Genomic DNA, 24,728 nt, shown 5'->3' with positions numbered 1-24,728 from the left:
ATGATCAAAGAACTTGTATTAAAAAATAGATCATATAGAAGATTTCATCAAGAAAAATCTATTGAAAGGGATACTTTAAAAGATTTAGTGGATTTAGCTAGACTTTCGCCTTCAGGTGCCAATAAACAAACTTTAAGGTTTGTTTTATCAAATTCAGAGGAAGAAAATGATAAAATAAGCAAATGTATATTTTGGGCTGGATATTATAAGGATTGGGATGGTCCAGAAGATGGAGAAAAACCAAGTGCCTATATAGTTGTTGTTAGAGATACTACATTTGGAAGCGGCATGCCTCAAGATGAAGGAATAGCAGTTCAAAGTATATTACTTGGTGCTGTTGAAAAAGGCTTTGGGGGATGTATTATTGCAAATATCGATAGAAAGCACTTAAGAGAGAGTATTTCTTTAGATGAAAAATATGAAATATCTTTGGTTGTTGCACTGGGATATCCAAAGGAAGAAGTAGTTATTGAAACTATAGATAAATCTGGAGATGTTAAATATTGGAGAGATGAGAAGCAAGTACATCATGTGCCAAAAAGAACTCTAGATGAATTAATATTAAATTAATATACCATATAATAAGATAGCAAGTTTAGAAGGATGTTTCTATTTTGAATCAGATAAAAAAGTAGCTGAAGAAATAGATTAGAATTCTAACTTGTTATTTTTTGAATATGTCTAAATATAAAAAATGATTTTGAATATACTATACTTGTAACTTTAAAATAAAGGAGAAGAGTGTGTATGGAAAGAGAACATTATATAGTTGATGGATTGGCAAATGAGAATATGAAGACGCAAATAAAAAATGCATTAGAAAAAATTGAAGGTGTAAATAAAGTATGCGTAGATCTTGCACGTGGGAGTGTTGAAGTAATATATAATACTCCAGCTACACAGGAAGAAATAAAAAGCTGCATAGAAAATACAGGCCATCATGCTGAGTGAAGATATATTATTTTAAATTAAAGAGGAGTGCAATATTAATCAATAGATTCAGTTTTGAGGCACAAATTTAATAATTAGTATCATAAATCACTTGTGAATTGTTATAAAAATCACAAGTGATTTATGTAAGTTATCACATAAGTCTAAGTTCAAAGTTGTATATCTATATTTGCTTAACCTTCTAATATTTTTACATAGAAAATTCTATCTCTTGGTCCATCAAACTCGCAAAAATATATATCTTGCCATCTGCCTAAGATTAAATTTCCATTATTTAATATGAAAGTTTGGGATGAGCCAATTGTAGATGATTTTAAATGGGCATGAGAATTTCCTTCAAAATGTTTGTAATTAGAATCACTAGATGGATATGTTTTTTCAAAACCATATATTAAATCATGAACTACATCAGGGTCAGCATTTTCATTTATTGTAATTCCAGCAGTTGTATGAGGACAATAAACTACTACAATACCGTTTTCTATTTTTGCATTTCTAATGTCTTCCTTCACATAGGAAGTAATATTTACCATTGCTTGCCTTGGATTAACCTCAATAGAATGTTTAAATAAGTTAGACATAAAAAACCCCCCTAACAATACATTTAATTATAATATAATAATATATTAAATACCTCAACATATAAAGGGGTTCAGGAAAAAATAGCGTGAAATTGTAAAAATGTTATATTTTTAAGGGAAAATTTGTAATGAGAGTGAATGGTATGTTATCATTAGATAAAGTTATAAAAAATTATATTAGAAATTATATTCTAAGCTGAAAAATTCTGATTACCATGTCTTATATTCAAAGATCAATTCTATTTTATAAGTTATGTTAATAAAAATAATAGTAATTAATTTTATAATATAGAGAGGATGATAAAGCGATGCAAGATGGAATATTAAAAAAAGTATTAATAACTTTAATTACTTTGACTGGAATATTTACCTTTGGAGGGGTAAATGAGATAGAAGCCAAGGCAGATGGATGGACAAGTGTTAATGGCAGTTGGCGTTATTATAGCGGCCCTTCAATACAAACTGGTTGGTACAATGATGGTGGAACTTGGTATTATTTAGATGATTTTGGCATGAAGCAAACAGGCTGGATTAAAAGTGAAGGAAAGTGGTATTATCTAGATACACGTACTGGAAAAATGTTAACAGGGTGGATTCAGGATAAAGGAGATTGGTATTATTTAAATGATTCGGGTGAAATGGTAACAGGATGGCTTGAATATAAAGGCAACTTATATTACTTAAATACATCAGGGATAATGGTTAAAGATATATATGTTGGTTCATATTATTTAGGACCGGATGGGGCTTGGATAGAAGGCGGCCATCATAGAAAATAGTAATTATACTAGCGAAGCATGATTTTTTGTCCTTTTGAATTATAGTACCAAAAACTCAAATTTAAGATGTATTATAATTAAGAAGGAGGTGGTATGTATGGGAAATATAATTAAAATTAATATGTATGTGGAAATGAAGAAGGAGACAAGTAACAAATTAAAGTTAAAAACATTAGAAGAAAATATAGGAAAATACAATAGCTGGTTAAAAAAGAATAACAGAGAGGATAAAATAGAAAGCTATGAAAAATTCTTGCGGGCTGAATAGTAATAATTAAGGGTAGATTAAACTCTATTAATGGTTTAATCTACCCTTAATTATTATAAAAAGCATTTAATTGTGTAATTCTAATCCAAAATATCGAATATTATCATTATCAATGAATTTTAAAGGACCATTATAAAGTATTGTACCTGCGTATTTGCCTTCAGTTATAATGACATAATTTTTCAAATTACAGTCTGATGATCTTAAAGGAAATTGAGCTTCTTTAAGTTCCTGTTCATAAACGTTTGGTTTTAGTTTCATTATTTTCAGATCTGATATTTCTTCATTAGATAAAGTACCATCATTATTTACATCTGCAATTTTAGTTAATGCTGATTTTAAATCTGGTTTTAATTCATTTATAGGTAGTATTTCCCCATCAGAGCCAAAGCTGTTTATTTTAGAGGAATCATTTAATTCTCTTTCTGATTCAATCATAGCTGCTGTTTCACTAAGACTATTAATATCTGACTTAAAATTTGCAACATAGGTTTCTCTATTGCTAGCGCTGTTAAATATTTTATAAGAATTAAAAATAAATTCAAAAGAAAGAGCTAGGAATAAAAAAACAAACAAGATTATTAAAAGAGTTGTTCCCTTTGATGAATTAAATCGTTTCATGATTTTTGAGCCTATGTTGATATTATAAGTATAAATAGTTAATTTTTTAGTCTGCATTTTAGCACCGCCTTTAAATAGCTTTTAGAATATAAATCAAATAATAAATCAAAGATATTAAGCATATAGGTAGATTATATTTTGATTATGCCCTTATACTAATATATTATGACATAATCATTAATTTGAATTTATAAAAGAGTAAAGAAGACGTTAAAACTAAATTAAGTGTATCTCTTTATGTATTCTTAAATTTAATTATGTATGTATACACATAAAGCTTAAATTAATGCTATAATTTTAAAAGAAATTATTTTATTTACGAAATATGATATATTGAAATAAATGGATGAAACGAAAGGATTAAACAAAGATGAATGCTAAATTTAGGATAGTATCTGATATGACGAAGGAACCTACAGATAAAGATTTATATTTTACAATGTCTAAAGGTAATCTATTAGTCAAAAGAGAAGGGGAAAATTTAATTATTCCTAATTATGATGAAATTAATAAGCTAAATGTTAAGATCAAAGATGATTTTTTTATTGGAGAGTTTGATGGAAAGGCTTGTTTTGCTATAGAAGCTCAGTCAGAATTAAATTTACATAGGGATTTTGAGTTAATTTCTTTAAGAGATATTGGAATATTAGGAGATGAAGAATTATTTTTAATAGCAGGCAGAGCCAATCAAATATTAAATTGGGATAAAACTCATAGATTTTGTGGTAAATGCGGTTCTAAAACGGAAAATAAGAAAGATGAAATGGCTAAAATTTGTCCAAGCTGTAATAATGTAATGTATCCAGTTATCTGCCCAGCAATAATAGTTGCAATTACAAAAGGAGATGAGATACTTCTCGCTCATAATAGTGGATTTAAGGATAATATGTATAGTTTAATTGCAGGATTTGTTGAGGCTGGGGAAGATTTAGAGAGTGCAGTAAAGAGGGAGATTTTTGAGGAAGTCGGAATAAAAGTAAAGAATGTTGAATATTATAAGAGCTCACCTTGGCCATTCCCGAATTCCTTGATGCTTGGTTTTTTTGCAGAATATGAATCTGGTGAAATAAAGGTAGATGGAGAGGAAATAACAGATGCAGGTTGGTTTTCAAAAGACACTTTTCCTAATTTACCGCTAAAGTTTAGTCTTGCGAGGAATTTAATAGATAAGTTTCTTGAGAAAAATGAATAGTAATAAACATATTAAGTTTTAATATTTGGGAATATAATATTTATAAATAAGTTATATAAGGGGGATATATATGGCAATCGGTAGAAGCAAAGTAGTAGTTGTTGGTACAGGGGCTGTTGGAGCAGCAGTAGCATTTGATATAGTAATGAATCATGTATGTGATGATCTCATATTAATTGATATTAATAAGGAAAAATCATGGGCAGAAGCAACTGACCTGCAGCATTCTCTAGGATATAGTGGGAACAAAATGAGAGTTAAAAATGGTGAATACTCAGACTGCGAAGATGCAGATTTAGTAGTAATTGCAGCTGCATTACCTTATATTACAGGTCAGACAAGGCTAGATATGATGGAAAAAGCAGCAGGAATAATGGAGAGTATTGTTCCAGCTATTATGGCAAGTGGATTTTCAGGAATTATTGTTGTAATAACAAATCCTGTAGATGTTATGTCATATTATGTACATAAACTTTCAGGACTTCCAGCAAATAAAATTATTGGTACAGGTACAGCATTAGATTCTGCACGATTAAAATATCATTTAGCAGATACTATGAACGTTGATCCTCAAAGTGTGCATGCATTATGTATGGGAGAGCATGGAGATTCTCAAATAATTCCTTGGAGTCAAGTCACAGTAGGTGGTAAGCGATTTTTAGATATTCTTAATGATAATAAAATGAGATTAGAATCGTTTAATATAAATTCTATATCAGAAGATATAAAGATGATAGCATATAGAATTGTGAATGCAAAAGGTGCCACTACTTTTGGAATTGCTGCGACTACAGTCCAAATTATTAAAGCAGTATTGCATGATGAAAATAAAGTTATTCCTGTATCTGCAATGCTTAATGGAGAATATGATGAAAAAGAAGTATATGCAGGTGTGCCAGCTGTCTTAAACAGCCAGGGAGTCAAAGAACTAGTTGAATATCATTTGTCTGAGGATGAAATGGTAGAATTAAAGAAATCTATTGATATTATAAGAGAATATAATAAAAAACTAAAATTATAAATCTAGAAACATAAAAAAGAGAGTTTGGATTCTGAATAATAGAATTCAAGCTTTTTTCTTATTGTAGAAAATTATAAATTAGTAACGGATGTTACAGAAATCATTAATGGAATATAGTAAACTCTAAAATGTCAAAGGCAAGAAACAAGAAAAGAAATTATTAATATTTTATATAAAAAATAGGAGGGCATAATATGTCAATGTTTTGTTATCAATGTCAAGAAACAGCTGGATGTAAAGGCTGTACTAAAGTAGGAGTATGCGGTAAGGATGAGTATGTAGCAAAAGCTCAAGACTTATTAATATATGCAACTAAAGGACTAGCTATAGTAAGTAATGAAGGAAGAAAAGTAAATGTTACGGACGCTAAAGTTGATAAATTTATAGTAGAAAATCTATTTACAACAATTACTAATGCTAATTTTGATAGAGATTCTATTTTAGATAGAGTAAAAGAAACTTTAAAAATAAGAGAAGAATTAAAAGCTAAAGTTGTTAAAGCTGGCGGTCAAGTTGGAGAAGTTAAAGTAAGTGGAGGGTTCTTCAAGAAAATATTTGGAGGGCAAACTACAGAAGTTATTGCACCAGATGCTGTAACTTGGACTGGTGATAATACTATAGAATTTGATGCTAAAGCTGAAAAAGTTGGAGTTCTTGCAACAGAAAATGAAGATATAAGAAGCTTAAGAGAGCTTATAACTTACGGATTAAAAGGATTATCTGCTTATATGAAGCATGCAATGAATTTAAAATATAATAATGAAGAAGTTCATGCATTTATGGCAAAAGCATTAGCAGCTACAATAGATGATACATTAAGTGCTGACGACTATGTTGCTCTTGCACTTGAAGCTGGTAAATTTGGTGTAGATGGTATGGCATTACTTGATAAAGCTAACACAGAAAGTTATGGACATCCTGAAATAACAACTGTAGATATTGGAGTTAGAACTAATCCAGGAATATTAATCTCAGGACATGATTTAAGAGATTTAGAAATGCTACTTGCGCAAACAGAAGGTACAGGAGTAGATGTATATACTCATGGAGAAATGCTTGCTGGACAATATTATCCAAAATTTAAGAAGTATTCACATTTTGCAGGAAATTATGGTAATGCATGGTGGAAACAAAAGGAAGAATTTGAAAAATTCAATGGACCAATCCTTATGACTACAAACTGTATAGTTATTCCAAAGGATTCTTACAAGAATAGATTATTTACAACAGGTGCAACAGGAATGCCAGGATGTGCTCATATAGAAGCTAAGGCTGATGGAACAAAAGATTTTTCTAAAGTTATAGAAATGGCTAAGAAATGCAAAGCACCTACAGAAATAGAAAAAGGACAAATAGTTGGTGGATTTGCTCATAATCAAGTTTTAGCATTAGCTGATAAAGTTGTTGATGCTGTTAAATCAGGCGCTATAAAGAGATTCTTTGTAATGGCTGGCTGCGATGGAAGAGCAAAATCAAGAGATTATTATGCAGAATTTGCACAAAAGTTACCACAAGACACAGTTATTTTAACTGCCGGTTGTGCTAAATATAAATACAATAAATTAAACTTAGGTGATATTGGAGGAATTCCAAGAGTATTAGATGCAGGACAATGTAATGATTCATATTCATTAGTTGTTATAGCACTTAAGCTTCAAGAAGTATTTGGCTTAAAGAGTGTAAATGAATTACCTATATCATACAACATAGCTTGGTATGAACAAAAAGCTGTAATAGTACTATTATCATTATTACACTTAGGGGTTAAGAACATTCACTTAGGACCAACACTTCCAGCATTCCTTTCACCAAACGTTGCGAAAGTATTAGTTGATAACTTTGGAATTGGTGGAATCACAAATGTTGACGATGATATGAAGATGTTCATGGAAGCATAAAAAGTATTATCTTATAAAAAGCTGGTCAAATTGATTAGTACAAATAAATTAGCTCTCTCAAAATCTCATTTATATATAATCCTGACTACTTAATTGTAGTTGGGATTTGTTTTATAAATAAGAAAGTAAAGAATATAAGAATATATGTTAAAAGGTAAATTAACGTGAAATAAGCAAATTAAAAAAATAATATAATGGGTACAATATAATAAAATGAAATAATTATATAAATATTAAAGATAAGGAAAATCGAATCATATTTGTATGCTAAGTAAATTTAGAAGAACAAAATCATAGATTTTGATTCTCATTTAGGGAGGAATTATATATGAAAAATATTACTGAAACTATTGACGTAAGGATATATGCACCCAAGGACAAGCGTCCTGCAATTTTTGATACTTTTAACAAATTAAAATCTGGTGAGACAATGGAACTTATAAATGATCACGATCCTCGTCCGTTATATGATCATTTTAATGTGGAACGCCCTAATGAATTCGAGTGGGAATACTTAGAGCAAGGACCAGAGCTTTGGAGAATAGGAATTGCAAAGAAGTAAAGTAGCAAGATAAAGTACATATAATATAATTGGAAAGAGGAATGAAATATGACAATGATTTTTAAAGACTTACATCAATTTAGCACACATATTAAGCAGATTAATCTTTCATTTCATCAATATTTATTATTAGGTGAGGATCCTATTTTATTTCATACTGGTAATGTTATGCAGGCAGAAATTATGCTGCCTGAATTAAAAGTTGTACTTGGAGGTAGAAATTTAAAATACATTTTCGTATCGCATTTTGAAAGTGACGAATGTGGAGGATTGTCTGTAATATTAAAAGAGTTTCCAAAAGCCAAGGTAATATGCTCAGCGGTTACAGCTCGCCAGTTAGATGGATTTGGAATAAAAGCTGAAGTTATTGTAAAAAAGCCAGCAGAAATACTGAGCACTAATGATTATGAACTAGAATTTATTAGATATCCATCAGAAATGCATCTTTGGGATGGTTTATTAGTTATGGAAAATAATCGTGGAATATTTTTTAGCAGTGATTTAATGATTAGTTTTGGAGAAGAAATAGGTACTGTAAAAGAATCAGATTGGAATACTGAAATAAATAATATTAAACTAGAACAGGTGCCAGATCCAGAAAAGCTAAAAGAATTACAACAGGCTTTGCTAAAGTTAAATCCCAATTTTGTAGCTACTGGCCATGGAGTATGTTTAAAAACCAAGTAGATAGAATAATTGAATTGAATATTTAACTTATAAAAATTAAAAGTTTGAATAGATAAACAAATCAAGAACTTGATTTATTACTTGTAATTTTTAGATTATACTACGCACAGTTATGAGTTATGAGTTAAGGATGAAATCCCTCAGTGGGATTTCTGAAATATATTTTTGAAAAGCCTGCAGGCTTTTCTTCCTCAGCTCATAATTTATTAAAATATCAGTTGCAAGTTATAAATTAGACTTATCTATGAGACAATTATCTATAATTGTTAAACTCTTGTGTGTGCAATACCAGAAATTACATATATATTTGTGCAAGCGGCATTTGAAATTGAGCTGCTTTAGATTCTTAATGTGAGCTTGTTCCATTTACTGCTTGTCACGAACTTGTTTCGGGAACATGCAGTAATGGATGCAAGCTTACATTTAGAACCTTTCAGCGAGAATTTCATAAGTCCGCTGGAATAAATATGTATGTAATTTCGGTTAAGCACCACATAAGTTTAATTTTAAAGCTGGATATCTATAAATTCATGCTATTTATATCTTGGCTGCTCTTTTTGTGTAAGATAGAAATTATAAGCACCAATTTTTTTCATATCATCGTTATTCTCTTTCCATGTTTTAGTTAATTCTTCATTATATGTTGTAGGAGCGCAGGGATATTTAGAACATTCAAAACAGAAATTTACATTTTCGTTCTTATGACAAGTATTTATGCTACACTGACATTTTGGTTTATCACTGTAACGACATCCAGGACAATTACCGCTTGAAAAGTGCTTTAAAATAGCTAAAAATTGCTCATAATAATTGAATGCAGGCATAAAATCTCTTATTTTCTCAGCCATTTTTTCAAAATTTATTAAGTTTTCACTCAGTTCCTTACTTAATAATACTACCTTACTTTTTTCATAATATACACATCGTAAGCAGTCATTTCCACAAGGAGCTAAGTCTTTTACAGCTTGATCATAGTTATTCATAAAAATTCCTCCTTAAATGAGAATCAAAATTTGTGATTTTGTTCTTTCACTTATATAGATGCAGTAAAAAGAGGAAAGTCACGCTTTAATAAAAAATTATTTGTTTTTTAATACATTTCATTTACTATTTTCACAACTCTTTCATACCATTCCTTAGGAGGCTTTTTATCTGGCATATTTTTATATAAGAAATTTATTTTATTTCTAACTTCTATGTTAAAGATATAGTTGGATTTTGTGAAATCTAATTTTTCAATTAAATTATGCTTGTTTGCTCTTTTTTGTAAATCTGATCTTGTTTTAGAGAATTCAATCCAAGCCTTGCAGCTGCAAGGATTATTAACATCTAAAAGATTGCAGTGATTATGAAAAAACGAATCTAAATTCATATGGGCACGATAAAGAAGTCCTTTTGTTGCATTTTTTGAAATACCAATTAAAGTTGATACCTCATCTAAAGATAATCCAAACATATCAATTAGAGAAAAAGCTATTCGTTGATGTAGAGTGAGGCGTCTTACCATTGCGAGAAAGCAGCCGTTTTGAAGATCGCGAATAGTTTCTTCAACGATTACTTCATCTTCAGGTCTTGGGGGAGTGTAAGTAAGAAGACTACCTTCAGTTTCAAGAAGAGAAATATCATCATAAAGTAGTTCATCATTATTTTTTTTCTTTCTTTCTCTCATTAGAAAATTATTAAAACATATTTTTCTAAGCCAAGCTTTAATAGCAGATTGATCTTTTAAGGTTGTGAATTTCTGCCAAGCAGTAATGAAAGTTTCCTGAGTTAAATCTTCTGCAACTGATGGATGGCAGGATAATTTTAGAGCGTAGTTGTAAATATAAGTTCCATAAGCATTCATTAACACTTCAATATCCATTAACATTCTCCATTCATTTCTAAAATTTTTCATTAGGCACATGAAAATAAGCTAAGAAATAGGATTGTTATTTTTTGACTGTGCCTTAATAATATTATAAAAAATAATGTAATTTAATAAAAGCTATACCATGTATTTAAAATATAAATAAATTTAATAGAGAGTGTATAAGATATGTTTATTGTGGAAATGATTTGAATAGAGAATTATATTTCATAAAAAGGAGTGTAAATTTATGTACATGCTATCAAGTGATAAAATACATGGTGTTTTAGAAATAAGACCTTTTAAAGGACACTTAAATGTTACTGCAGCTAAAAAAATTGAAGAGGGAAAAGTAATTCAATTTAATAGGTATCATGTTGCAAACAGACAAAAACTTTTGGAAGAGTTGGCAAACCAAATTAAGAAACAATGGATTAAAGAAGCTGAAGATTCACTTAAAAGATATAAGGAACTAAAAGTTCAATTAAAATAAGCTGAAAATATTGGATCTTATATGTAACATTATATTATATGCTTAAGTAGAAATAGGCTGCCGCATTTTTTAGTGCAACAGCCCATTTTTAGATTTATAAAATTTATAAAGCGTCTTTTCCACGCTCACCAGTACGAATTCTTACAACATCTTCAGCATCATAAATAAAAATCTTTCCGTCTCCATAATTACCTGTACTGATTTCTTTTAGAACTTTATCTATTATAATTTCAGCAACATCTGGTGCTACAACTGTTTCAACTTTAACTTTAGGTAACAGATTTACCTTATATTCGGTACCTCTGTAAATTGTTTTATATCCTTTTTGATTACCGTATCCCATAATATTTGAAATCATTACACCAGTTGCATTACAGTCGTGTAGAATTTTTTTTAAATCTTCTAATTTTTCACTGTTAATAACAATCTCTAATTTTTTCATACCATTACCTCTCTTTCACTATATTATATTGATTGAGTATCTTGTTTAAACCTTAAGATTTGTTTTATTTCAGCATTATCTGGTGAGTTATAATCGAGTTCGGGAGATTTTACTAATTGTAGATCTGGGTATCCAGAAACACCCATTTCAGGAATATCTAAGCCGTTTAGCTCAGCTTCAGGTGTAACTCTAATGCCCCAAACTTTATCGACAATTCTTAGAAAAATATAAGAAACTCCAAATCCCCAGACAAATAATACAATTACTGCTATTAATTGAGCTGCAAATTGAGAAGGATCACCAAAGAATAAGCCTGTTACTCCTCCTGAAACACCATTTAAACCATCACCATAAGAACCATCAGCAAATAGTCCTAAGGAAAGAATTCCCCAAAGGCCATTAACACAGTGAACAGAAATTGCTCCAACTGGATCATCAAGTCTTAATTTATTTTCTACAAAGGCTACTGCTAGACAGACAAGTAATCCTGCAATCCCACCTATAAAGAAGGCAGAAGGAGCGCTTACAAATGCACAAGGGGCAGTTATTGCAACCAATCCAGCAAGGGCACCATTGGCAGTCATTGATGGATCTGGTTTACCGTATTTAACCCACATATAAAACATAGCAACAAGTCCACCTATTGCACCAGCTATCATTGTGTTTGTAGCGACTACAGATAACCTGAAATCAGAAGCGTTTAATGTTGAACCGGCATTAAATGAAAACCAGCAGAAGAATAAGACAATAGTACCTATAATAGCCATTGGTATATCATGTCCAGGGAAAGGTCTTGAGGTCCCATCTTTTTTAAATTTACCAATTCTAGGTCCGATAACAATAGCTCCTGCTAAAGCAAGCATACCACCCATTGAGTGAACAACACCAGAACCAGCAAAATCAACAACTCCATGACCAAGTCCAAAATTTTGACCAAGAGTTGCAAGCCAACCGCCACCCCATACCCAATTTCCGAAGAAAGGATATAGGAACATTGAAATAAAGAAAGATAAAATGACAATGGCAGAATATTTTACTCTTTCAGCCATAGCACCAGTTGGTATTGTAACGGTAGTATCCATGAACACCATTTGGAAAAAGAATAATGCATAAATTCCTGGATCATAAACACCAAAACCAGATAAGAAAAAGCCGTTATATCCCATAATACCGCCAAGGCCGGGTATTGAAAGCATTGAGCCTAAAGCGGCTCCACCAGTGCCAAGACCTGCAGCTCCACCAGAACCGCCAAATTGAATAGCAAATCCTGTTAAGAAGTATCCAACTGCACCAACTAAAAATACCATAAAATTCATAGTCATTGTGTGTGCAGCATTTTTACCACGGCAAAATCCTGTTTCAACCATTGCAAATCCGCATTGGAAGAAGAAAACCATAAATCCGGTTATCATGACCCATGTAAAGTTTGCACCATAATAACCTTTATTAGCAACTGTTGCAACATCGCTAAGAGTTTCGTTCCCTGTTGCTGCAACATAAGAAGCTCCAGTAGGATCGGAACCTCCAGCCGGTGAAAGTGCTAAAACTAAGGTTACAGCCAAAGCGCCCAAGAATAATATAATTGCAGCTAATTTAAATGATTTTTTCATAAATTTTCCTCCTTAAAAAATATATAAAATTAATATTATTTCTTATAGATAAATTTCTTTTCTTTTTTTCTTTTAAAATTATTCCATGAAAATTTTGATGAAGATTTAAGCAGTTCCTCTTTCAATTTAGTAACTGAAAAGTAATATCTTATTCCTAAATATAAAACCAGTAAGCCAAATACTGTACCTGGTATTAAAGAACTTAAAACTTTAAAGTGAATATCATTAACTAGACTGAAAATGCTAAAAAATATGCCTAAAAAGATAATTATCATATCAGCTATAAAAAGGAAATTAATGAGTATTTTCTTTGATCTGTTTGGGGAGCAAAGTGCGTTTTGCTTTTTCATTTTTAATACCTCCTTTCATTGGAATGTTTTTTGATGAAATTTTTAACAGCAAAAAAGGAGTCAAGCTTAACCAAGCTTTGACTCCTTTGTCTGGGGAGATATCCCATTAAAAAAGAAAAGCAGTCTAATATTTATAAATATTAGACTGCTTTGCCAATAATTGTTATATTAATTTTATTATAGATACACTAGTGTAAAAAGTCAAGTCAAATTTAGAAAAAATCAACAGTTTTTTTTCCTGTTAAAAAAATTAATTTACTATAATATTTATTGGTTTACAATTATATTTCAATTAAAGAATTAAAGTTAAGAGATAAAAAACTTAACGTTATATTTTTTACTTTTTTTTAAGATTTTTCGCTATAAAATTTAACAATTCCGTTGTATCATAAATACATGAAAGAAGGTGAGAGAATGGGAAATATAATAAAGATTAATATTTATGCAGAATCTAAGAAAAAAAAGAATGAATTAAAATTAAAAACTGTTGAAGAAGCTATTTCTAAATATAATAGCTGGTTAAAGAAAACAAATAAGGAGGATAAAATAGAAAACTATGAGATGTTTTTGCAAGCTAAATAGTTATTTTTAGAGGTTGATTAGATTTTAAGGTTTAATCGACCTCTTTTTTGTGTATAAAATTATAAAGTAATCAGGATGAATTTTTGTCTATAAAAAGCGTGCCATCACTTTGAACTTCGGCATAGAATATATCTTTTATAGAAGATATATTTTGTCTTTTTAGTTCAGCTTCTAGCCAGGTTTTACTTAAATTTAATTCTTTTAAATTAGCATGTATTATCTTACCATCAACGATAATTTCAGATGGCAGGTATTTTAAAGTAGATAATGGAATACTCATATCAGATTTAGTTATTTGTTGTTCTTGAGGCTTTTTCATTATACTTAAATTGCCTATAGGCTCCAATATTGCATACTCTACTTCTTTGATAGAAAAAATATTTTGTTTTCTGAGCATCATGGATAGATCATCTATATTAACACGATTTGCTTTTAATTCGTCTTTCATTATCTTACCTTTCTTTATTAATATGGTTGGTTGACCATCAATTAATTGCCTTAATTTCCCGGATTTTAATCCAATATATTCAAGTAAAAGAGTTAAGATGCACCACCAAATCAAGCTTATTAAATCCTCTATGAAGGATTCATCTAATTCATGAATCATATTAGCTGAAATAGAACCAATTGTAATTCCAGTAATGTAGTTAAAAAATGTTAAATGACTCATTTGTTTTTTACCTAATATTCGTGTTAAGATTAACAATACTAAAAATATTAAAGTTATCCTAGTTAATAAGTAGAGTATATTTATATTTGCTAGGTTCATTGTTTTAACCTCCTAAATTTATGGAAATATCTTGCCCGCGAGTAACTTAATTTATTCTTTTTTGAAAAATAAGAGAGTAAGAGTGTGTAAAAGATAAATTATGAACATTGGTACCAAAATTAATTCTATAAGGTTTGCTTATTGGATTAGAACAGAAAGTATTGAGAAAAGTAAGCAATTGGAAAGAACGTTAAATTAAAATTGAATTAACATAAATTATATGGTACTATTTGTATAAAGTGATTTTAATAATTTTGTTTCCAAGGCGGGAAGTTCTTATTTGAGTTTCCTGCCATTTTTGCGAGGCTGCTAAGAGCTCTGTTTTGAATTTAAGATTTGCTATGTAATTAAAGCATATACTGATTAAAGTCACTTGAAAATAGGAAGGTAGTGATAAGGATGCTTTATATATTAATTTTACTATTGGGAATAACTTTTGTGCTGCCAATTATATCAAAGAAAGTTGAGAGTAATCTTGAAGTTTTTTTGTTTACTATAGGGATAGTAGCAGCCATTGTTTCAAATTCTGTAAGTCGAGAATTTCTACTTCATATTATTGAAAATAAATTTATGTATATAATATCTTTAGCGGTGCTTATAGGTGGATTTATATTTAAAATATTATCAGTTCATATAAAGAGCATACTTTCATATGTTTTGAAGTATATTCCATTAAGAATTTTTATATTTTTACTAGTAGTTATTATAGGATTTTTGTCAAGTATAATAACTGCAATAATAGCAGCGCTTCTACTAGTAGAAATAGTCAGCATACTTCCAATAAGTAGAGAGAACAAGATAAGTCTTGATATAGTTGCATGTTTTTCAATTGGAATTGGAGCAGTATTAACTCCTATAGGAGAACCTTTGTCAACAACAGTGATTTCTAAATTGGGTGTGGATTTTTGGTATCTATTGGATCAATTTGGAATGTATATCATACCAGGTATATTAATTCTTGGATTCATAGGAACTATATACGGAAAAGAAGAAAAGAATGAGATAGAAAGCAATGAAGAAGTTATTATAGAGGAAACTAATAAGGTGATACTTGTAAGAGCACTTAAAATTCTTTTGTTTATTATAGCATTAGAATTACTTGGACAAGGCTTTAAGCCAATAATTGATACTTATATAATACATCTTAATACGGGTTATTTATATTGGTTTAATATGTCTTCAGCAGTGTTAGATAATGCTACTTTAGCGGCTGCAGAGGTAAGTGATAAAATGTCATTAATTCAAATTAAGGCAGTATTAATGGGATTATTGATTAGTGGGGGAATGATGATTCCAGGAAATATACCTAATATTATTTCAGCTGGAAAGTTAAAAATCAAAAGCAGGGAATGGATTAAATTAGGTGTTCCACTTGGACTTGCTATAATGTTAATATATTACATGATTTTGTTTTTTATATAAACCTTCTATACTCTCCATAATTCCTCCACATTTCATTTATATAATTATTACATGAAGAGTAATTAATATAATAAATAATAAGGAGGAGTTAAGTAATGTTTTGTAATGGATATGGATATGGTGGTTTTGGACCAGTAAGCAATATAGGATATGGAGGAATGTTCTTAGGAATGGGCTTTAGAATGCTAATATTTATTGTGTTAATAGTCTTAGCTGTAAAGTTATTTAAGAGCTATAGTAATAAATCTAATAGTGCAATGAAGATACTTAATGAAAAGTTTGCTAATGGAGAGATGACTCAGGATGAATATTTAAAAAGGAAAGAAATTCTTTCGCAAAAGAATTAATAAACATGAAATAAGTATAGTTAAGATTAGAGTGAGTTATTGTTATTTATTATAGACTTACTCTAGTCTTTTTTTGAATCATACATTATAATATAAGCACCAAAGTTGGAGGTGATAAGTATTAATAATAAATTTAAGATATTAGTAGTAGATGATGAAGCAAATATAGTAAATGTTGTAAGGGCATATCTTGAAAGAGATGGTTTTGATGTGATTACAGCAATGGATGGAGAAAAAGCATTAGAAGTATATAATAAGGAAGTTATTCATCTCATAGTGTTAGATTTAATGCTTCCGAAGCTTGATGGTGAAGAAGTATGCAGGAAAATTAGAACAACCTCAAGCATACCTATAATTATGCTTACTGCAAAAGCAGAAGAAGATGAAAAAATAGAAGGAATATCTATAGGGGCTGATGATTATTTAACTAAACCTTTTAGTGTTCGTGAGCTTGTAGTAAGAGTTAGAGCTTTACTTAGAAGATCATATAAGGATTTTGCTCCAATGGCAGATATATTATCTTTTAATAATAATGACCTAGAAGTTAATATAAAAAAAATGATAGTAAAAAAGCAAAATGAGGCCGTGAGCTTGACAGCAAATGAGTTTAAGATTTTAATAGTTTTTTTATCAAATCCAGAAAAAGTATTTTCAAGAGAAGAATTAGTAGAAAAAGCATTTGGAATAGATTATGAAGGTTTTGACCGGACAGTAGATACTTATATTAAGAATATCCGCCAAAAAATAGAAAGTAATCCTAAGGAACCAGAATATATAGTAACTGTATATGGAATGGGATATAAATTTAATCCCAATTTTGCTGAGGTGAAAAAATGAAAATATCATTAGTTAAGAGAATGGCCTTAGGCTTCATACTAGCAGTTCTAGGTTCAATTATTTTGGCGAGCATAATATCTAATTATACAGTCGGAGAAAAATTTAAAGAATATTTGGTAGACGAGCATGAAACAAAGATAGAAAATGTAGTTAAATCAATTGATGATTTATACAGTAGTCAAAAAGGAGATTCTAAAATAAATACTGAGGAAATTCAAAGATATGCAGAATTGCAAGAATTATATATTGAGATTAAAGATATAAATAATAATACTATTTATTCTTCGGGAAAATCATATTTGCAGCATGATAATATGATGAATAATATGATGGGACATATGATGAAGAATCCTTCAGGAATTAATATGGGTGAATATACTGAAAATGAATATCCATTAGAAGTTAATGATAAGGTGACTGGAAGTATAACTATTGGTTATTTTGGAGATTCTTATTTATCTTCTGCATCAGTAACATTTATAGGTACTTTAAATCATTCATTAGTAATATCGGCTATAATAGCTTTAATATTTGGAATTGTAATTAGCCTTATAATATCAAAGCAAATATCAAAACCTTTATCTAAGATAACTGAAACTGCTAATGAAATTAGAAATGGTAATTTAAATGTTAGAGTAAAGAGCAGTACAAAGACTAAAGAAATAATCGAACTATCTAATTCTATAAATTATCTTGCGGAAACTTTAAATAGTCAGGAGATGCTTAGGAAAAGATTAACTTCTGATATGGCTCATGAACTAAGAACACCACTTACTACATTGAAAACACATGTAGAAGCTTTTATGGATGGAATATGGGAACCTACTTATGAAAAATTCGAGGTGTTTTATGAGGAAATAGAAAGGCTGACTAAAATGGTAGATAATCTTAGAGATTTAGCAAAACTTGAACAGACTAATATAGTTTTAAATAGAAGCAAAGTAAATCTTTCTGAGGAATTAGAGAAAATTTTGAATATTTATAAACCGCTTTATGTTAAAGCAGACTATGAGTTAACTGGTGACATAGCTCCAGATGTTATTGCAGTGGTTGATGAGGATAAATTTAAGCAGATTATGAATAACTTAATCACAAACGCCTATAAATATCTAAAGATGAAAGGCAAAGTAACAGTAGGGCTCAAGAATGAAAAGCAAAATATAGTAATTAAGGTTATCGATAATGGTATTGGAATACCTGAAAAGGATATACCTTATGTATTTGAACGGTTTTATAGAAGCGATTCATCTAGGAGTAAAAATACAGGTGGATCAGGCATAGGGCTCACTATTGTAAAGAGTTTTGTTCAAGCTCATGGTGGAAATGTATACTTAGAAAGTGAAATTGATAAAGGAACTATAGTTACTGTAGAACTGCCAAAAGTAAATTGAATTTATTTCAGAACATATTTAGATAAGAATTAGGCACATTTTTGATTGTGCCTAAATGGAATTATGCTTATGTAAATGTTTTACTAAATGGAAGAAACCTTATTAAAAATATAGAAAAGATTGTTTTAAATGTAGTCTAAAGGTGATATTCTTAATCTTATGGAAGGAAGTGGAGTTTTTGAGATGCATGGTGTTTTCAAATCATTAGAGGATAGAGGCCGATATATATTTGATGTCATACAGAAGAATGGACCTATAACTAAAAGTGAATTAATTGACATGACTAAAATAAAATTAACAACACTAAATAGAGATCTTCAAATATTAATTGATGAAAAAATAATTATTGAAAGTGATATTGGAAAATCAACAGGTGGAAGAAAGCCAAGTTTATATGATGTGAATCCTAAGGAATTCTATATTATAGGTATTGATATTTCTCGAACATATACCAGAATAGTTATGACAAACTTAAAACTAAATGTAGTAAAAGAGAAACTGTTAAACCAGGCGTATAAAATTGAAACTGTAGGGAATATTATACCGAATACTATAAAAAGTTTATATGCAGAATTACAGGTAGAAAAATCATCAATTATAGGAATTGGAATAGGGATAGTGGGAGGTTTTGAGATTAAACCTTTATATGACGTTTTAAGCAGGGAATTAGAAGTACCAATATGTATAGATAATGGTGCAAATGCAGCTGTTATTGGAGAATATAATTTTGGGATTGGAATAGGCAAAAAAAATCTTGCATATGTAAATTGTGGTGTTGGAATAAGAACAGGAATAATATCCTCAGGCGTATTAATTCGTACGATCAATAATCTAGAAGATGCCTTTGGACATATGATTGTTGAAGCAGATGGAGAATTATGTTCCTGTGGTAATTATGGTTGTATAGAAAGTTATGTATCAATATCAAATATAACAAAAAAGTTTATTAATAAAGTAAAGGATAGGTTACTTCTAAATGGAAGCAAGGAAGTAAATAAAATAAATTACAATGATATTTGCAGACTTGCTGAAAAGAAAAATGAAGATGCTGTTGAAGTTATTAGAAATTCTGCAGTATATCTAGGAATAGGCCTTGCAAATTACATAAAATTGTTCAATCCAGAACTGATAATATTAAGTGGACCTTTAATACAACATTCAGAGTTGTTTTATGATATAGCTAAGAAGACAGCTCTAGAAAAGTGTCATATTAAAAATAATAAAATCATATTTAGTAATAATGGATATTATAAAGATAAATCTATAGCAGTGGGAGCATGTGCTATGATAATACAAAAAATAATAGCAGATAAGGAAGAGGCATGATCATATGTATAGCATATCTTCTTTTAAGCTATTATAAGAGCAGAATAGAAGGGAGTGTATATAATCAATGAATATAATAGCATTTATAGCAGTTGGAATACTTGCTGGAATATTAAGCGGAATGTTTGGGGTTGGAGGCGGAATAGTAATTGTACCTGCATTAGTATATTTATGTGGTTTTAGTCAGCTAAAGGCTCAGGGAACATCACTCGCAATTATGCTGCCACCAGTTGGAATTGCAGCATTTATTCAGTATTACAAGCAAGGTCAGGTTGATGTAAAGGCAGGAATTTTAATATGTATTTTTTTAGTTTTTGGATCAATGTTTGGAGCTAAAATAGCTCATATTATTCCTATATCTGTATTGAAAAAATCTTTCGGCGTATTAATGATTTTGATGTCATTAAAAATGATTTTTTCAAAGTAACAAAAATAAATAAGAAACAAAGAAATATCAGATGAATATATTATCCTTATATTGATCTGTTATTTTTTATTTAAGGATAGCTCTTTTTAGAATATATATGGAGTATAGAAGGCTATAAAGTTACTTGATTTGATAAATATAAGATATGTGTGACTTAATCACATATATCTATAAAAGATTAATATATAATAAAATTAAGAGGGAGATGATGAATAATTTGAGCAAGGTGTTAGATAGCAAAGTGTTAGATGATAGTTTAAGTGATTTTGAATCTTTATATGAGGTTTACCCAGTACTAAAAAAAATTGATAAAAATAATCATAACATAATAAGTAATAAGGCCGTTATTAAAAATGTATATTCCAATGAGTATGTGGCAGGTGCAGAAGAAAATTGTCATGGAGTTTTATTTGTAATAAAAGGAACAATAAAAATACAAAAGATCAACGAGGAAGGAGAAGAAACTAACCTTTATAATATAAAACAAGGGGAGTTTTGCCACGAAGCCTTAAGTTGTTTATCAAATTTAGAATCTTTAAATATAACAGGTAAAGCGATATTAGATTCAAAAGTATGTTTAATTCCCTTTGAGGTAGTTAGAAAATATCTAATTCAGGATAATGAGTTTTTATTATATATGTATAAGGACTTGTATAACAAGTTTAATACAGTAATAGGAAATAAAGAAGAGATGATTCACGAATCATTAGAAACAAGGCTTATAAAGTTTTTAATAAATAGAAGAAGCAGTATAATTTATGCAACTCATAGTGAATTAGCTTTTGAAATAGACTCTGTTCGTGAAGTTGTAAGCAGAAAGCTTAAAAGTATAGAAAAATTAGGATATATAAAGTTGGAAAGAGGAAAAATAGTAATACTTAAAGACTTGAGTGAGATATTGAAAAGTTGATTAAGTATTATCATAATAAAAAATGATAATTAAGATAAAACTTTAGGAGGAATTTAAGATGTTTGATTTTTTGAATAGAAATGAAGGACGAGTTATTAATGTAAATGATGTGGACAATTTAATTGGAAAGATTGAATTGATTGATATAAGAGAAAAGTATGAGTATGAAGGTGGAAGCATACAAAGTTCGAAGAATATACCAATGGGAGAACTTTTAAACGACCCAGAAAAATATTTAAATAAAAACAAAGAGTATTACATAATGTGCCAATCAGGTGGGAGAAGTGCAAGAACTTGTAACAGCCTTGGAAGCCAAGGGTTTAAGGTTATTAATGTTTCTGGTGGAATGGGTTCATATGTGGGAACAAGAAGAAAATGAAATTAGTTTAGTAAATATTAAAGAATTATGAAAAAAACATAACAAAATTTTAAATTATACGAGGAGTAGTAGACATATGGAAAAAGTATTAGAATTTCATAAAGAAGGATATAACTGCGCAGAATCTATAATAAAGGCGTTTAATGAGGATAACAATTCAGATATTCCGGTTTCAATTGCAAGTCCTTTTGGAGGAGGTATGGCTGTAGGAGGAACCTGTGGAGCAATTACTGGAACACTGATTGCAGTAGGAGCATTAAAAGGAAGAAACTCAAATGAAGAAAAGAATAATTCAAGAATTGTAACAAAAGATATCATAAATAAAGTTAAAGAAAGATACGGAACCATAGAGTGCATTGAACTTAAGAAAAAGGGTATAACTTGCGATGAAATAATACAATATACTTATGAAGTTTTAAAGGAATATACCAAATAGCATGAGTGCAGAGTGTATTTATTTTAATATTGTATAAAAACATATTTGCAGAAATTATTAACAGATAGCCTAAGTAAGATTAGATTATCTGTTTTTTTGTAGAAGTTAGTAGAGGATATGAATATTTTTAATTCCAGGGACTTATTAAATAAATTTGAATATAATATTATGAAGCCTCTAAAAATTAATGGGCAAATAGGAAATAGAAGATAAAAATTAATGCTGGTGATTAAATCACAGACAATGTAATAATATTTAATTATTATAAGAGTATAGATGAGTCTGCCAGTAAATAAAGGGAGGAATAAATATGGCAAGGGTAATAAATAGTAGAGAGTTTGTTGAAAATGTTGAAAATACTAAGGGAGTAGTTGTCGTTGACTTTTTTGCAACCTGGTGTGGACCTTGCAAAATGTTATCTCCAGTATTCGAAAGAGTTAGCAATGAAATTGGGGATAGAGCTAGGTTCTTTAAAATGAATGTTGAAGAAAGCAGCAGTATAGCTCGGAAGTATGGAGTGGCAGCAGTGCCAATGATGATTATATTTAAAGATGGACGCCCAGTGGAAAATTTAGCTGGATTTATGCCTAAAGAAAATATAACAAATAAGGTAAGGGCACATTTGTAAAATTTAGACTGAATTTACAAAAATGTAGTCACTATATATGACTACATTTTTGTTTTAACTACACTAAAATATGAACACTTAATTAACATGGTAATTTTACAATAAAAGTAGAACCTTTTCCACATTCACTTTGTACTTCTATTTTACCGCCACATAAATCAATAATTTTTTTTACTAATGCTAAGCCTAAACCATTGCCTTCAGAGGAGTGGGATTTATCTCCTTGATAGAACTTGTCAAAGATATGATTTTGTACATCTTTTGACATTCCGATACCAGTATCAGAAATTACAGCAGTAATCCAATTAGAAGACTGTGTTAAAGTGCATTGTATAGTTCCACCATCAGGAGTGAATTTTATTGCATTACTAAATATATTAGTCCATATCTGCATTATTAATTCTTCATTTCCATAAAAAGTAATTGGGTCTAAATCTACATTTAGGTCAATATTTTTGTTGGTCCATTTTGATTCAAAAAGCAATAAGGTTTGTCTTAGCTGCTCATCTAATTTGAATTTGTTTTTTTGAGCAATGATTCCCTGATTCTCAAGTCTTGATATCTGAAGGATAATAGAAACTAAATTTGATAGTCTCTTCGTATTGCTAAGAATTTTTTTAATGTATTGATTTTTTTCTTCTTCTGTTAAAGTTTTATCCTGCAGCAGCATAGTATAACCATCTATAGAAGCAAGAGGTGTTTTAAATTCATGAGAAACATTAGCAATAAAGTCACTGCGGAAAGTTTCTATATGATTTAATTCATTAACCATAATATTAAAATTGCGATACATAGTCTTAAGTTCATCTGGATTATGCTTATTTTCATTTAATTTAATATTAAAGTTGCCTTTTCCTACCTCCATTAATGCTTCGCTAAATTTTACAAGAGGTGATAATATTCTTTTTCCTACTATAGCTGAAATAGCTGTTCCAACAAATACACTAACCATGTATAAATTAATAATAGGTACTAATATAGAATGAGTTGAAAATGCATTTAGATGAAAATATATAGCTGTAATAATTGCAACAATTGCACCTGTAGCTAGTATAATAAGAAAAGTTACAAGAGAAAAAACTAAACCTAATTTAAAGCTATGATTATTATTCATGTTTCTTCACCACTTTATACCCAAGTCCCCTTACAGTTGAAATTTCAAAATCTATATTATCCTTAAAACGCTCTCTTAAGCGGTTAATATGCACATCTACTGTACGAATATCTGTTTCTGAATTAATTCCCCAAATTTCATCCATAAGCTGTTGCCTTGTAAATATGTGGTTTGGATAACAAATTAGTTTATATAATATGTAGAATTCTTTTTGGGGAAGCACTGTTACTTCTCCATGTTGGTATACGGATAGGGAATCAAATTCAAGCATAGTTTCGCCAATATATTGTTTTCTCTCATTTATAATTTGAGCCCTCCTAAGTAGTGCACCAACTCTTAATACCATTTCATTAACATCTATAGGTTTCACCATATAATCATCTATTCCAAGTGAAAAACCTCGTTGTTTATCTTGAAAGCTTTCCTTTGCTGTGATAATTAATACAGGAAGATTAAATTGAGCATCTCGAATAGATTTAACTAATTCAAAGCCATTCATATTAGGCATCATTATATCGGAAATAATTAAATCAATGTATTCTTTATCTAAAACTTCAAGAGCTTCAATACCATCTTTTGAGCAGGTTGTTTTATATCCATTTTTAAGTAATACAGTAGAAAATAATTCACATAGTTCTTTATCATCTTCTACAATTAGAATGTGAAACATCTGTATTTCCCCCCATGCAGAATAATTACACTAATTATACTATGTTTTATATGCATTTTAAAGTATTGTAAATTAAGTATGTTGAGCATCAATATTAGCTGAACATGAGATAAATATGTAATTAATTTTTAATATATATGTTGCAATTAGTTTTCTACATTTTATATTCTGGTATTTACTTAGCTT

31 protein-coding genes are annotated in these 24,728 nt (G+C 29.6%); 21 read left to right on the top strand and 10 right to left on the bottom strand.

All coding sequences use genetic code 11. The features are described 5' to 3' along the window. Both CLOBL_RS13585 and CLOBL_RS13580 read left to right on the top strand, forming a co-directional pair. Complete coding sequence (locus tag CLOBL_RS13585; protein ID WP_077859535.1) at positions 1-570, top strand: nitroreductase family protein; 570 nt, start codon at positions 1-3, stop codon at positions 568-570. A gap of 177 nt (positions 571-747) precedes the next feature. After that, the gene (locus tag CLOBL_RS13580) at positions 748-951 is read left to right on the top strand and encodes a heavy metal-associated domain-containing protein (protein WP_009169254.1); all 204 of its coding nucleotides are present in this window, start codon (positions 748-750) and stop codon (positions 949-951) included. A 173-nt stretch (positions 952-1,124) separates the two neighbouring features. Here the strand turns inward: CLOBL_RS13580 and CLOBL_RS13575 are convergent, their stop codons facing one another. Then, complete coding sequence (locus CLOBL_RS13575) at positions 1,125-1,532, bottom strand: secondary thiamine-phosphate synthase enzyme YjbQ (protein WP_077859534.1); 408 nt, start codon at positions 1,530-1,532, stop codon at positions 1,125-1,127. Between the two features lie 308 nt (positions 1,533-1,840). On the opposite strand from CLOBL_RS13575, the gene CLOBL_RS13570 reads away from it, so the two are divergent. Next, positions 1,841-2,311: an N-acetylmuramoyl-L-alanine amidase family protein gene (locus CLOBL_RS13570; RefSeq protein WP_077859533.1), complete on the top strand. Its 471-nt coding sequence runs from the start codon at positions 1,841-1,843 to the stop codon at positions 2,309-2,311. A 97-nt stretch (positions 2,312-2,408) separates the two neighbouring features. Next, positions 2,409-2,579, top strand: a complete 171-nt coding sequence (locus CLOBL_RS28025; RefSeq protein WP_179117753.1) for a hypothetical protein — start codon at positions 2,409-2,411, stop codon at positions 2,577-2,579. Between the two features lie 66 nt (positions 2,580-2,645). Here the strand turns inward: CLOBL_RS28025 and CLOBL_RS13565 are convergent, their stop codons facing one another. Continuing rightward, complete coding sequence (locus CLOBL_RS13565; protein WP_077859532.1) at positions 2,646-3,257, bottom strand: hypothetical protein; 612 nt, start codon at positions 3,255-3,257, stop codon at positions 2,646-2,648. Between the two features lie 313 nt (positions 3,258-3,570). Between CLOBL_RS13565 and nudC the strand changes: the two genes are divergently transcribed. From nudC to CLOBL_RS13540, 5 genes are all read left to right on the top strand, one after another. Beyond that, positions 3,571-4,392 carry an NAD(+) diphosphatase gene (gene nudC, locus CLOBL_RS13560; protein WP_077859531.1) on the top strand — a complete coding sequence of 274 codons (822 nt, stop codon included), beginning with the start codon at positions 3,571-3,573 and terminating at the stop codon, positions 4,390-4,392. Between the two features lie 70 nt (positions 4,393-4,462). Further along, positions 4,463-5,413, top strand: coding sequence for an L-lactate dehydrogenase (locus CLOBL_RS13555; RefSeq protein ID WP_077859530.1), 951 nt, complete (start codon positions 4,463-4,465; stop codon positions 5,411-5,413). Positions 5,414-5,607: 194 nt separating this feature from the next. Further along, positions 5,608-7,311 (top strand): hydroxylamine reductase, encoded by a 1,704-nt coding sequence (gene hcp / locus CLOBL_RS13550; protein ID WP_077859529.1) that lies wholly within the window; start codon positions 5,608-5,610, stop codon positions 7,309-7,311. A 328-nt stretch (positions 7,312-7,639) separates the two neighbouring features. Then, a complete protein-coding gene (locus CLOBL_RS13545; RefSeq protein ID WP_077859528.1) occupies positions 7,640-7,873 on the top strand; it encodes a DUF2249 domain-containing protein in 234 nt (77 codons plus the stop codon). A 48-nt stretch (positions 7,874-7,921) separates the two neighbouring features. After that, positions 7,922-8,560 carry an MBL fold metallo-hydrolase gene (locus CLOBL_RS13540; protein WP_077859527.1) on the top strand — a complete coding sequence of 213 codons (639 nt, stop codon included), beginning with the start codon at positions 7,922-7,924 and terminating at the stop codon, positions 8,558-8,560. 533 nt (positions 8,561-9,093) lie between these two features. Here the strand turns inward: CLOBL_RS13540 and CLOBL_RS13535 are convergent. Both CLOBL_RS13535 and CLOBL_RS13530 read right to left on the bottom strand, forming a co-directional pair. After that, positions 9,094-9,543 (bottom strand): DUF3795 domain-containing protein, encoded by a 450-nt coding sequence (locus CLOBL_RS13535; protein ID WP_077859526.1) that lies wholly within the window; start codon positions 9,541-9,543, stop codon positions 9,094-9,096. 107 nt (positions 9,544-9,650) lie between these two features. Next, positions 9,651-10,424, bottom strand: a complete 774-nt coding sequence (locus CLOBL_RS13530; protein WP_077859525.1) for an RNA polymerase sigma factor — start codon at positions 10,422-10,424, stop codon at positions 9,651-9,653. 235 nt (positions 10,425-10,659) lie between these two features. Between CLOBL_RS13530 and CLOBL_RS13525 the strand changes: the two genes are divergently transcribed. Further along, entirely contained in the window at positions 10,660-10,902 is a 243-nt protein-coding gene (locus CLOBL_RS13525; protein ID WP_077859524.1) for a hypothetical protein, read from the top strand. Between the two features lie 103 nt (positions 10,903-11,005). Here CLOBL_RS13525 and CLOBL_RS13520 read toward each other — a convergent pair whose 3' ends face one another. Genes CLOBL_RS13520 through CLOBL_RS13510 form a run of 3 tightly spaced genes read right to left on the bottom strand, consistent with a single transcriptional unit; the run spans position 11,006 to position 13,304 of the window. Next, entirely contained in the window at positions 11,006-11,344 is a 339-nt protein-coding gene (locus CLOBL_RS13520) for a P-II family nitrogen regulator (protein WP_009169268.1), read from the bottom strand. Positions 11,345-11,367: 23 nt separating this feature from the next. Continuing rightward, on the bottom strand, positions 11,368-12,954 hold the full coding sequence (locus CLOBL_RS13515; protein ID WP_009169269.1) for an ammonium transporter: 1,587 nt from the start codon (positions 12,952-12,954) through the stop codon (positions 11,368-11,370). A 35-nt stretch (positions 12,955-12,989) separates the two neighbouring features. After that, the gene (locus CLOBL_RS13510; RefSeq protein ID WP_077859523.1) at positions 12,990-13,304 is read right to left on the bottom strand and encodes a hypothetical protein; all 315 of its coding nucleotides are present in this window, start codon (positions 13,302-13,304) and stop codon (positions 12,990-12,992) included. A gap of 414 nt (positions 13,305-13,718) precedes the next feature. On the opposite strand from CLOBL_RS13510, the gene CLOBL_RS28020 reads away from it, so the two are divergent. After that, positions 13,719-13,886, top strand: a complete 168-nt coding sequence (locus tag CLOBL_RS28020) for a hypothetical protein (protein ID WP_009169271.1) — start codon at positions 13,719-13,721, stop codon at positions 13,884-13,886. A 70-nt stretch (positions 13,887-13,956) separates the two neighbouring features. Here the strand turns inward: CLOBL_RS28020 and CLOBL_RS13505 are convergent, their stop codons facing one another. Further along, on the bottom strand, positions 13,957-14,655 hold the full coding sequence (locus CLOBL_RS13505) for a DUF421 domain-containing protein (RefSeq protein ID WP_077859522.1): 699 nt from the start codon (positions 14,653-14,655) through the stop codon (positions 13,957-13,959). 399 nt (positions 14,656-15,054) lie between these two features. On the opposite strand from CLOBL_RS13505, the gene CLOBL_RS13500 reads away from it, so the two are divergent. From CLOBL_RS13500 to trxA, 10 genes are all read left to right on the top strand, one after another. Then, positions 15,055-16,077 carry a DUF1646 family protein gene (locus tag CLOBL_RS13500; protein ID WP_077859521.1) on the top strand — a complete coding sequence of 341 codons (1,023 nt, stop codon included), beginning with the start codon at positions 15,055-15,057 and terminating at the stop codon, positions 16,075-16,077. A 95-nt stretch (positions 16,078-16,172) separates the two neighbouring features. Beyond that, positions 16,173-16,424, top strand: coding sequence for an SHOCT domain-containing protein (locus CLOBL_RS13495; protein ID WP_077859520.1), 252 nt, complete (start codon positions 16,173-16,175; stop codon positions 16,422-16,424). A 120-nt stretch (positions 16,425-16,544) separates the two neighbouring features. Beyond that, positions 16,545-17,261, top strand: a complete 717-nt coding sequence (locus CLOBL_RS13490; protein ID WP_077859563.1) for a response regulator transcription factor — start codon at positions 16,545-16,547, stop codon at positions 17,259-17,261. Then, positions 17,258-18,652, top strand: a complete 1,395-nt coding sequence (locus CLOBL_RS13485; RefSeq protein ID WP_077859519.1) for a HAMP domain-containing sensor histidine kinase — start codon at positions 17,258-17,260, stop codon at positions 18,650-18,652. Before CLOBL_RS13490 ends, CLOBL_RS13485 begins: the two co-directional genes overlap by 4 nt. A 159-nt stretch (positions 18,653-18,811) precedes the next feature. Continuing rightward, positions 18,812-19,978, top strand: coding sequence for an ROK family protein (locus CLOBL_RS13480; protein WP_077859518.1), 1,167 nt, complete (start codon positions 18,812-18,814; stop codon positions 19,976-19,978). A gap of 67 nt (positions 19,979-20,045) precedes the next feature. After that, on the top strand, positions 20,046-20,405 hold the full coding sequence (locus CLOBL_RS13475) for a sulfite exporter TauE/SafE family protein (protein WP_009169278.1): 360 nt from the start codon (positions 20,046-20,048) through the stop codon (positions 20,403-20,405). A 208-nt stretch (positions 20,406-20,613) separates the two neighbouring features. Further along, complete coding sequence (locus CLOBL_RS13470) at positions 20,614-21,315, top strand: Crp/Fnr family transcriptional regulator (protein WP_077859517.1); 702 nt, start codon at positions 20,614-20,616, stop codon at positions 21,313-21,315. 58 nt (positions 21,316-21,373) lie between these two features. Continuing rightward, positions 21,374-21,694: a rhodanese-like domain-containing protein gene (locus CLOBL_RS13465; protein WP_077859516.1), complete on the top strand. Its 321-nt coding sequence runs from the start codon at positions 21,374-21,376 to the stop codon at positions 21,692-21,694. Between the two features lie 76 nt (positions 21,695-21,770). Then, positions 21,771-22,130: a C-GCAxxG-C-C family (seleno)protein gene (locus CLOBL_RS13460; protein WP_077859515.1), complete on the top strand. Its 360-nt coding sequence runs from the start codon at positions 21,771-21,773 to the stop codon at positions 22,128-22,130. A gap of 310 nt (positions 22,131-22,440) precedes the next feature. After that, complete coding sequence (trxA, locus tag CLOBL_RS13455; protein WP_077859514.1) at positions 22,441-22,758, top strand: thioredoxin; 318 nt, start codon at positions 22,441-22,443, stop codon at positions 22,756-22,758. An 82-nt stretch (positions 22,759-22,840) separates the two neighbouring features. Here trxA and CLOBL_RS13450 read toward each other — a convergent pair whose 3' ends face one another. Together CLOBL_RS13450 and CLOBL_RS13445 are read right to left on the bottom strand one after the other, a co-directional pair. Next, a complete protein-coding gene (locus CLOBL_RS13450) occupies positions 22,841-23,872 on the bottom strand; it encodes a HAMP domain-containing sensor histidine kinase (protein ID WP_077859513.1) in 1,032 nt (343 codons plus the stop codon). Then, positions 23,865-24,542 (bottom strand): response regulator transcription factor, encoded by a 678-nt coding sequence (locus tag CLOBL_RS13445; protein WP_009169284.1) that lies wholly within the window; start codon positions 24,540-24,542, stop codon positions 23,865-23,867. Before CLOBL_RS13445 ends, CLOBL_RS13450 begins: the two co-directional genes overlap by 8 nt. Positions 24,543-24,728: the final 186 nt, after the last annotated feature.

This window comes from Clostridium sp. BL-8, from assembly GCF_002006495.1.
Classification (GTDB): domain Bacteria; phylum Bacillota; class Clostridia; order Clostridiales; family Clostridiaceae; genus Clostridium.
Note: the sequence above shows the minus strand (reverse complement) of the source record. Positions and strands in the feature narration are given on the sequence as shown.

Coding starts and splice junctions, on each gene's coding strand:
- CLOBL_RS28025 (WP_179117753.1), top strand. CDS start 2,409: ATGGGAAATATAATTAAAATTAATATGTATGTGGAAATGAAGAAGGAG.
- CLOBL_RS13475 (WP_009169278.1), top strand. CDS start 20,046: ATGAATATAATAGCATTTATAGCAGTTGGAATACTTGCTGGAATATTA.
- CLOBL_RS13460 (WP_077859515.1), top strand. CDS start 21,771: ATGGAAAAAGTATTAGAATTTCATAAAGAAGGATATAACTGCGCAGAA.
- CLOBL_RS13505 (WP_077859522.1), bottom strand. CDS start 14,655: ATGAACCTAGCAAATATAAATATACTCTACTTATTAACTAGGATAACT.
- CLOBL_RS13480 (WP_077859518.1), top strand. CDS start 18,812: ATGGAAGGAAGTGGAGTTTTTGAGATGCATGGTGTTTTCAAATCATTA.
- CLOBL_RS13535 (WP_077859526.1), bottom strand. CDS start 9,543: ATGAATAACTATGATCAAGCTGTAAAAGACTTAGCTCCTTGTGGAAAT.
- CLOBL_RS13470 (WP_077859517.1), top strand. CDS start 20,614: ATGAATAATTTGAGCAAGGTGTTAGATAGCAAAGTGTTAGATGATAGT.
- nudC (WP_077859531.1), top strand. CDS start 3,571: ATGAATGCTAAATTTAGGATAGTATCTGATATGACGAAGGAACCTACA.
- CLOBL_RS13530 (WP_077859525.1), bottom strand. CDS start 10,424: ATGGATATTGAAGTGTTAATGAATGCTTATGGAACTTATATTTACAAC.
- hcp (WP_077859529.1), top strand. CDS start 5,608: ATGTCAATGTTTTGTTATCAATGTCAAGAAACAGCTGGATGTAAAGGC.
- CLOBL_RS13580 (WP_009169254.1), top strand. CDS start 748: ATGGAAAGAGAACATTATATAGTTGATGGATTGGCAAATGAGAATATG.
- CLOBL_RS13510 (WP_077859523.1), bottom strand. CDS start 13,304: ATGAAAAAGCAAAACGCACTTTGCTCCCCAAACAGATCAAAGAAAATA.
- CLOBL_RS13540 (WP_077859527.1), top strand. CDS start 7,922: ATGACAATGATTTTTAAAGACTTACATCAATTTAGCACACATATTAAG.
- CLOBL_RS13520 (WP_009169268.1), bottom strand. CDS start 11,344: ATGAAAAAATTAGAGATTGTTATTAACAGTGAAAAATTAGAAGATTTA.
- trxA (WP_077859514.1), top strand. CDS start 22,441: ATGGCAAGGGTAATAAATAGTAGAGAGTTTGTTGAAAATGTTGAAAAT.
- CLOBL_RS13545 (WP_077859528.1), top strand. CDS start 7,640: ATGAAAAATATTACTGAAACTATTGACGTAAGGATATATGCACCCAAG.
- CLOBL_RS13515 (WP_009169269.1), bottom strand. CDS start 12,954: ATGAAAAAATCATTTAAATTAGCTGCAATTATATTATTCTTGGGCGCT.
- CLOBL_RS13450 (WP_077859513.1), bottom strand. CDS start 23,872: ATGAATAATAATCATAGCTTTAAATTAGGTTTAGTTTTTTCTCTTGTA.
- CLOBL_RS13570 (WP_077859533.1), top strand. CDS start 1,841: ATGCAAGATGGAATATTAAAAAAAGTATTAATAACTTTAATTACTTTG.
- CLOBL_RS13495 (WP_077859520.1), top strand. CDS start 16,173: ATGTTTTGTAATGGATATGGATATGGTGGTTTTGGACCAGTAAGCAAT.
- CLOBL_RS13500 (WP_077859521.1), top strand. CDS start 15,055: ATGCTTTATATATTAATTTTACTATTGGGAATAACTTTTGTGCTGCCA.
- CLOBL_RS28020 (WP_009169271.1), top strand. CDS start 13,719: ATGGGAAATATAATAAAGATTAATATTTATGCAGAATCTAAGAAAAAA.
- CLOBL_RS13565 (WP_077859532.1), bottom strand. CDS start 3,257: ATGCAGACTAAAAAATTAACTATTTATACTTATAATATCAACATAGGC.
- CLOBL_RS13555 (WP_077859530.1), top strand. CDS start 4,463: ATGGCAATCGGTAGAAGCAAAGTAGTAGTTGTTGGTACAGGGGCTGTT.
- CLOBL_RS13445 (WP_009169284.1), bottom strand. CDS start 24,542: ATGTTTCACATTCTAATTGTAGAAGATGATAAAGAACTATGTGAATTA.
- CLOBL_RS13485 (WP_077859519.1), top strand. CDS start 17,258: ATGAAAATATCATTAGTTAAGAGAATGGCCTTAGGCTTCATACTAGCA.
- CLOBL_RS13525 (WP_077859524.1), top strand. CDS start 10,660: ATGTACATGCTATCAAGTGATAAAATACATGGTGTTTTAGAAATAAGA.
- CLOBL_RS13465 (WP_077859516.1), top strand. CDS start 21,374: ATGTTTGATTTTTTGAATAGAAATGAAGGACGAGTTATTAATGTAAAT.
- CLOBL_RS13585 (WP_077859535.1), top strand. CDS start 1: ATGATCAAAGAACTTGTATTAAAAAATAGATCATATAGAAGATTTCAT.
- CLOBL_RS13575 (WP_077859534.1), bottom strand. CDS start 1,532: ATGTCTAACTTATTTAAACATTCTATTGAGGTTAATCCAAGGCAAGCA.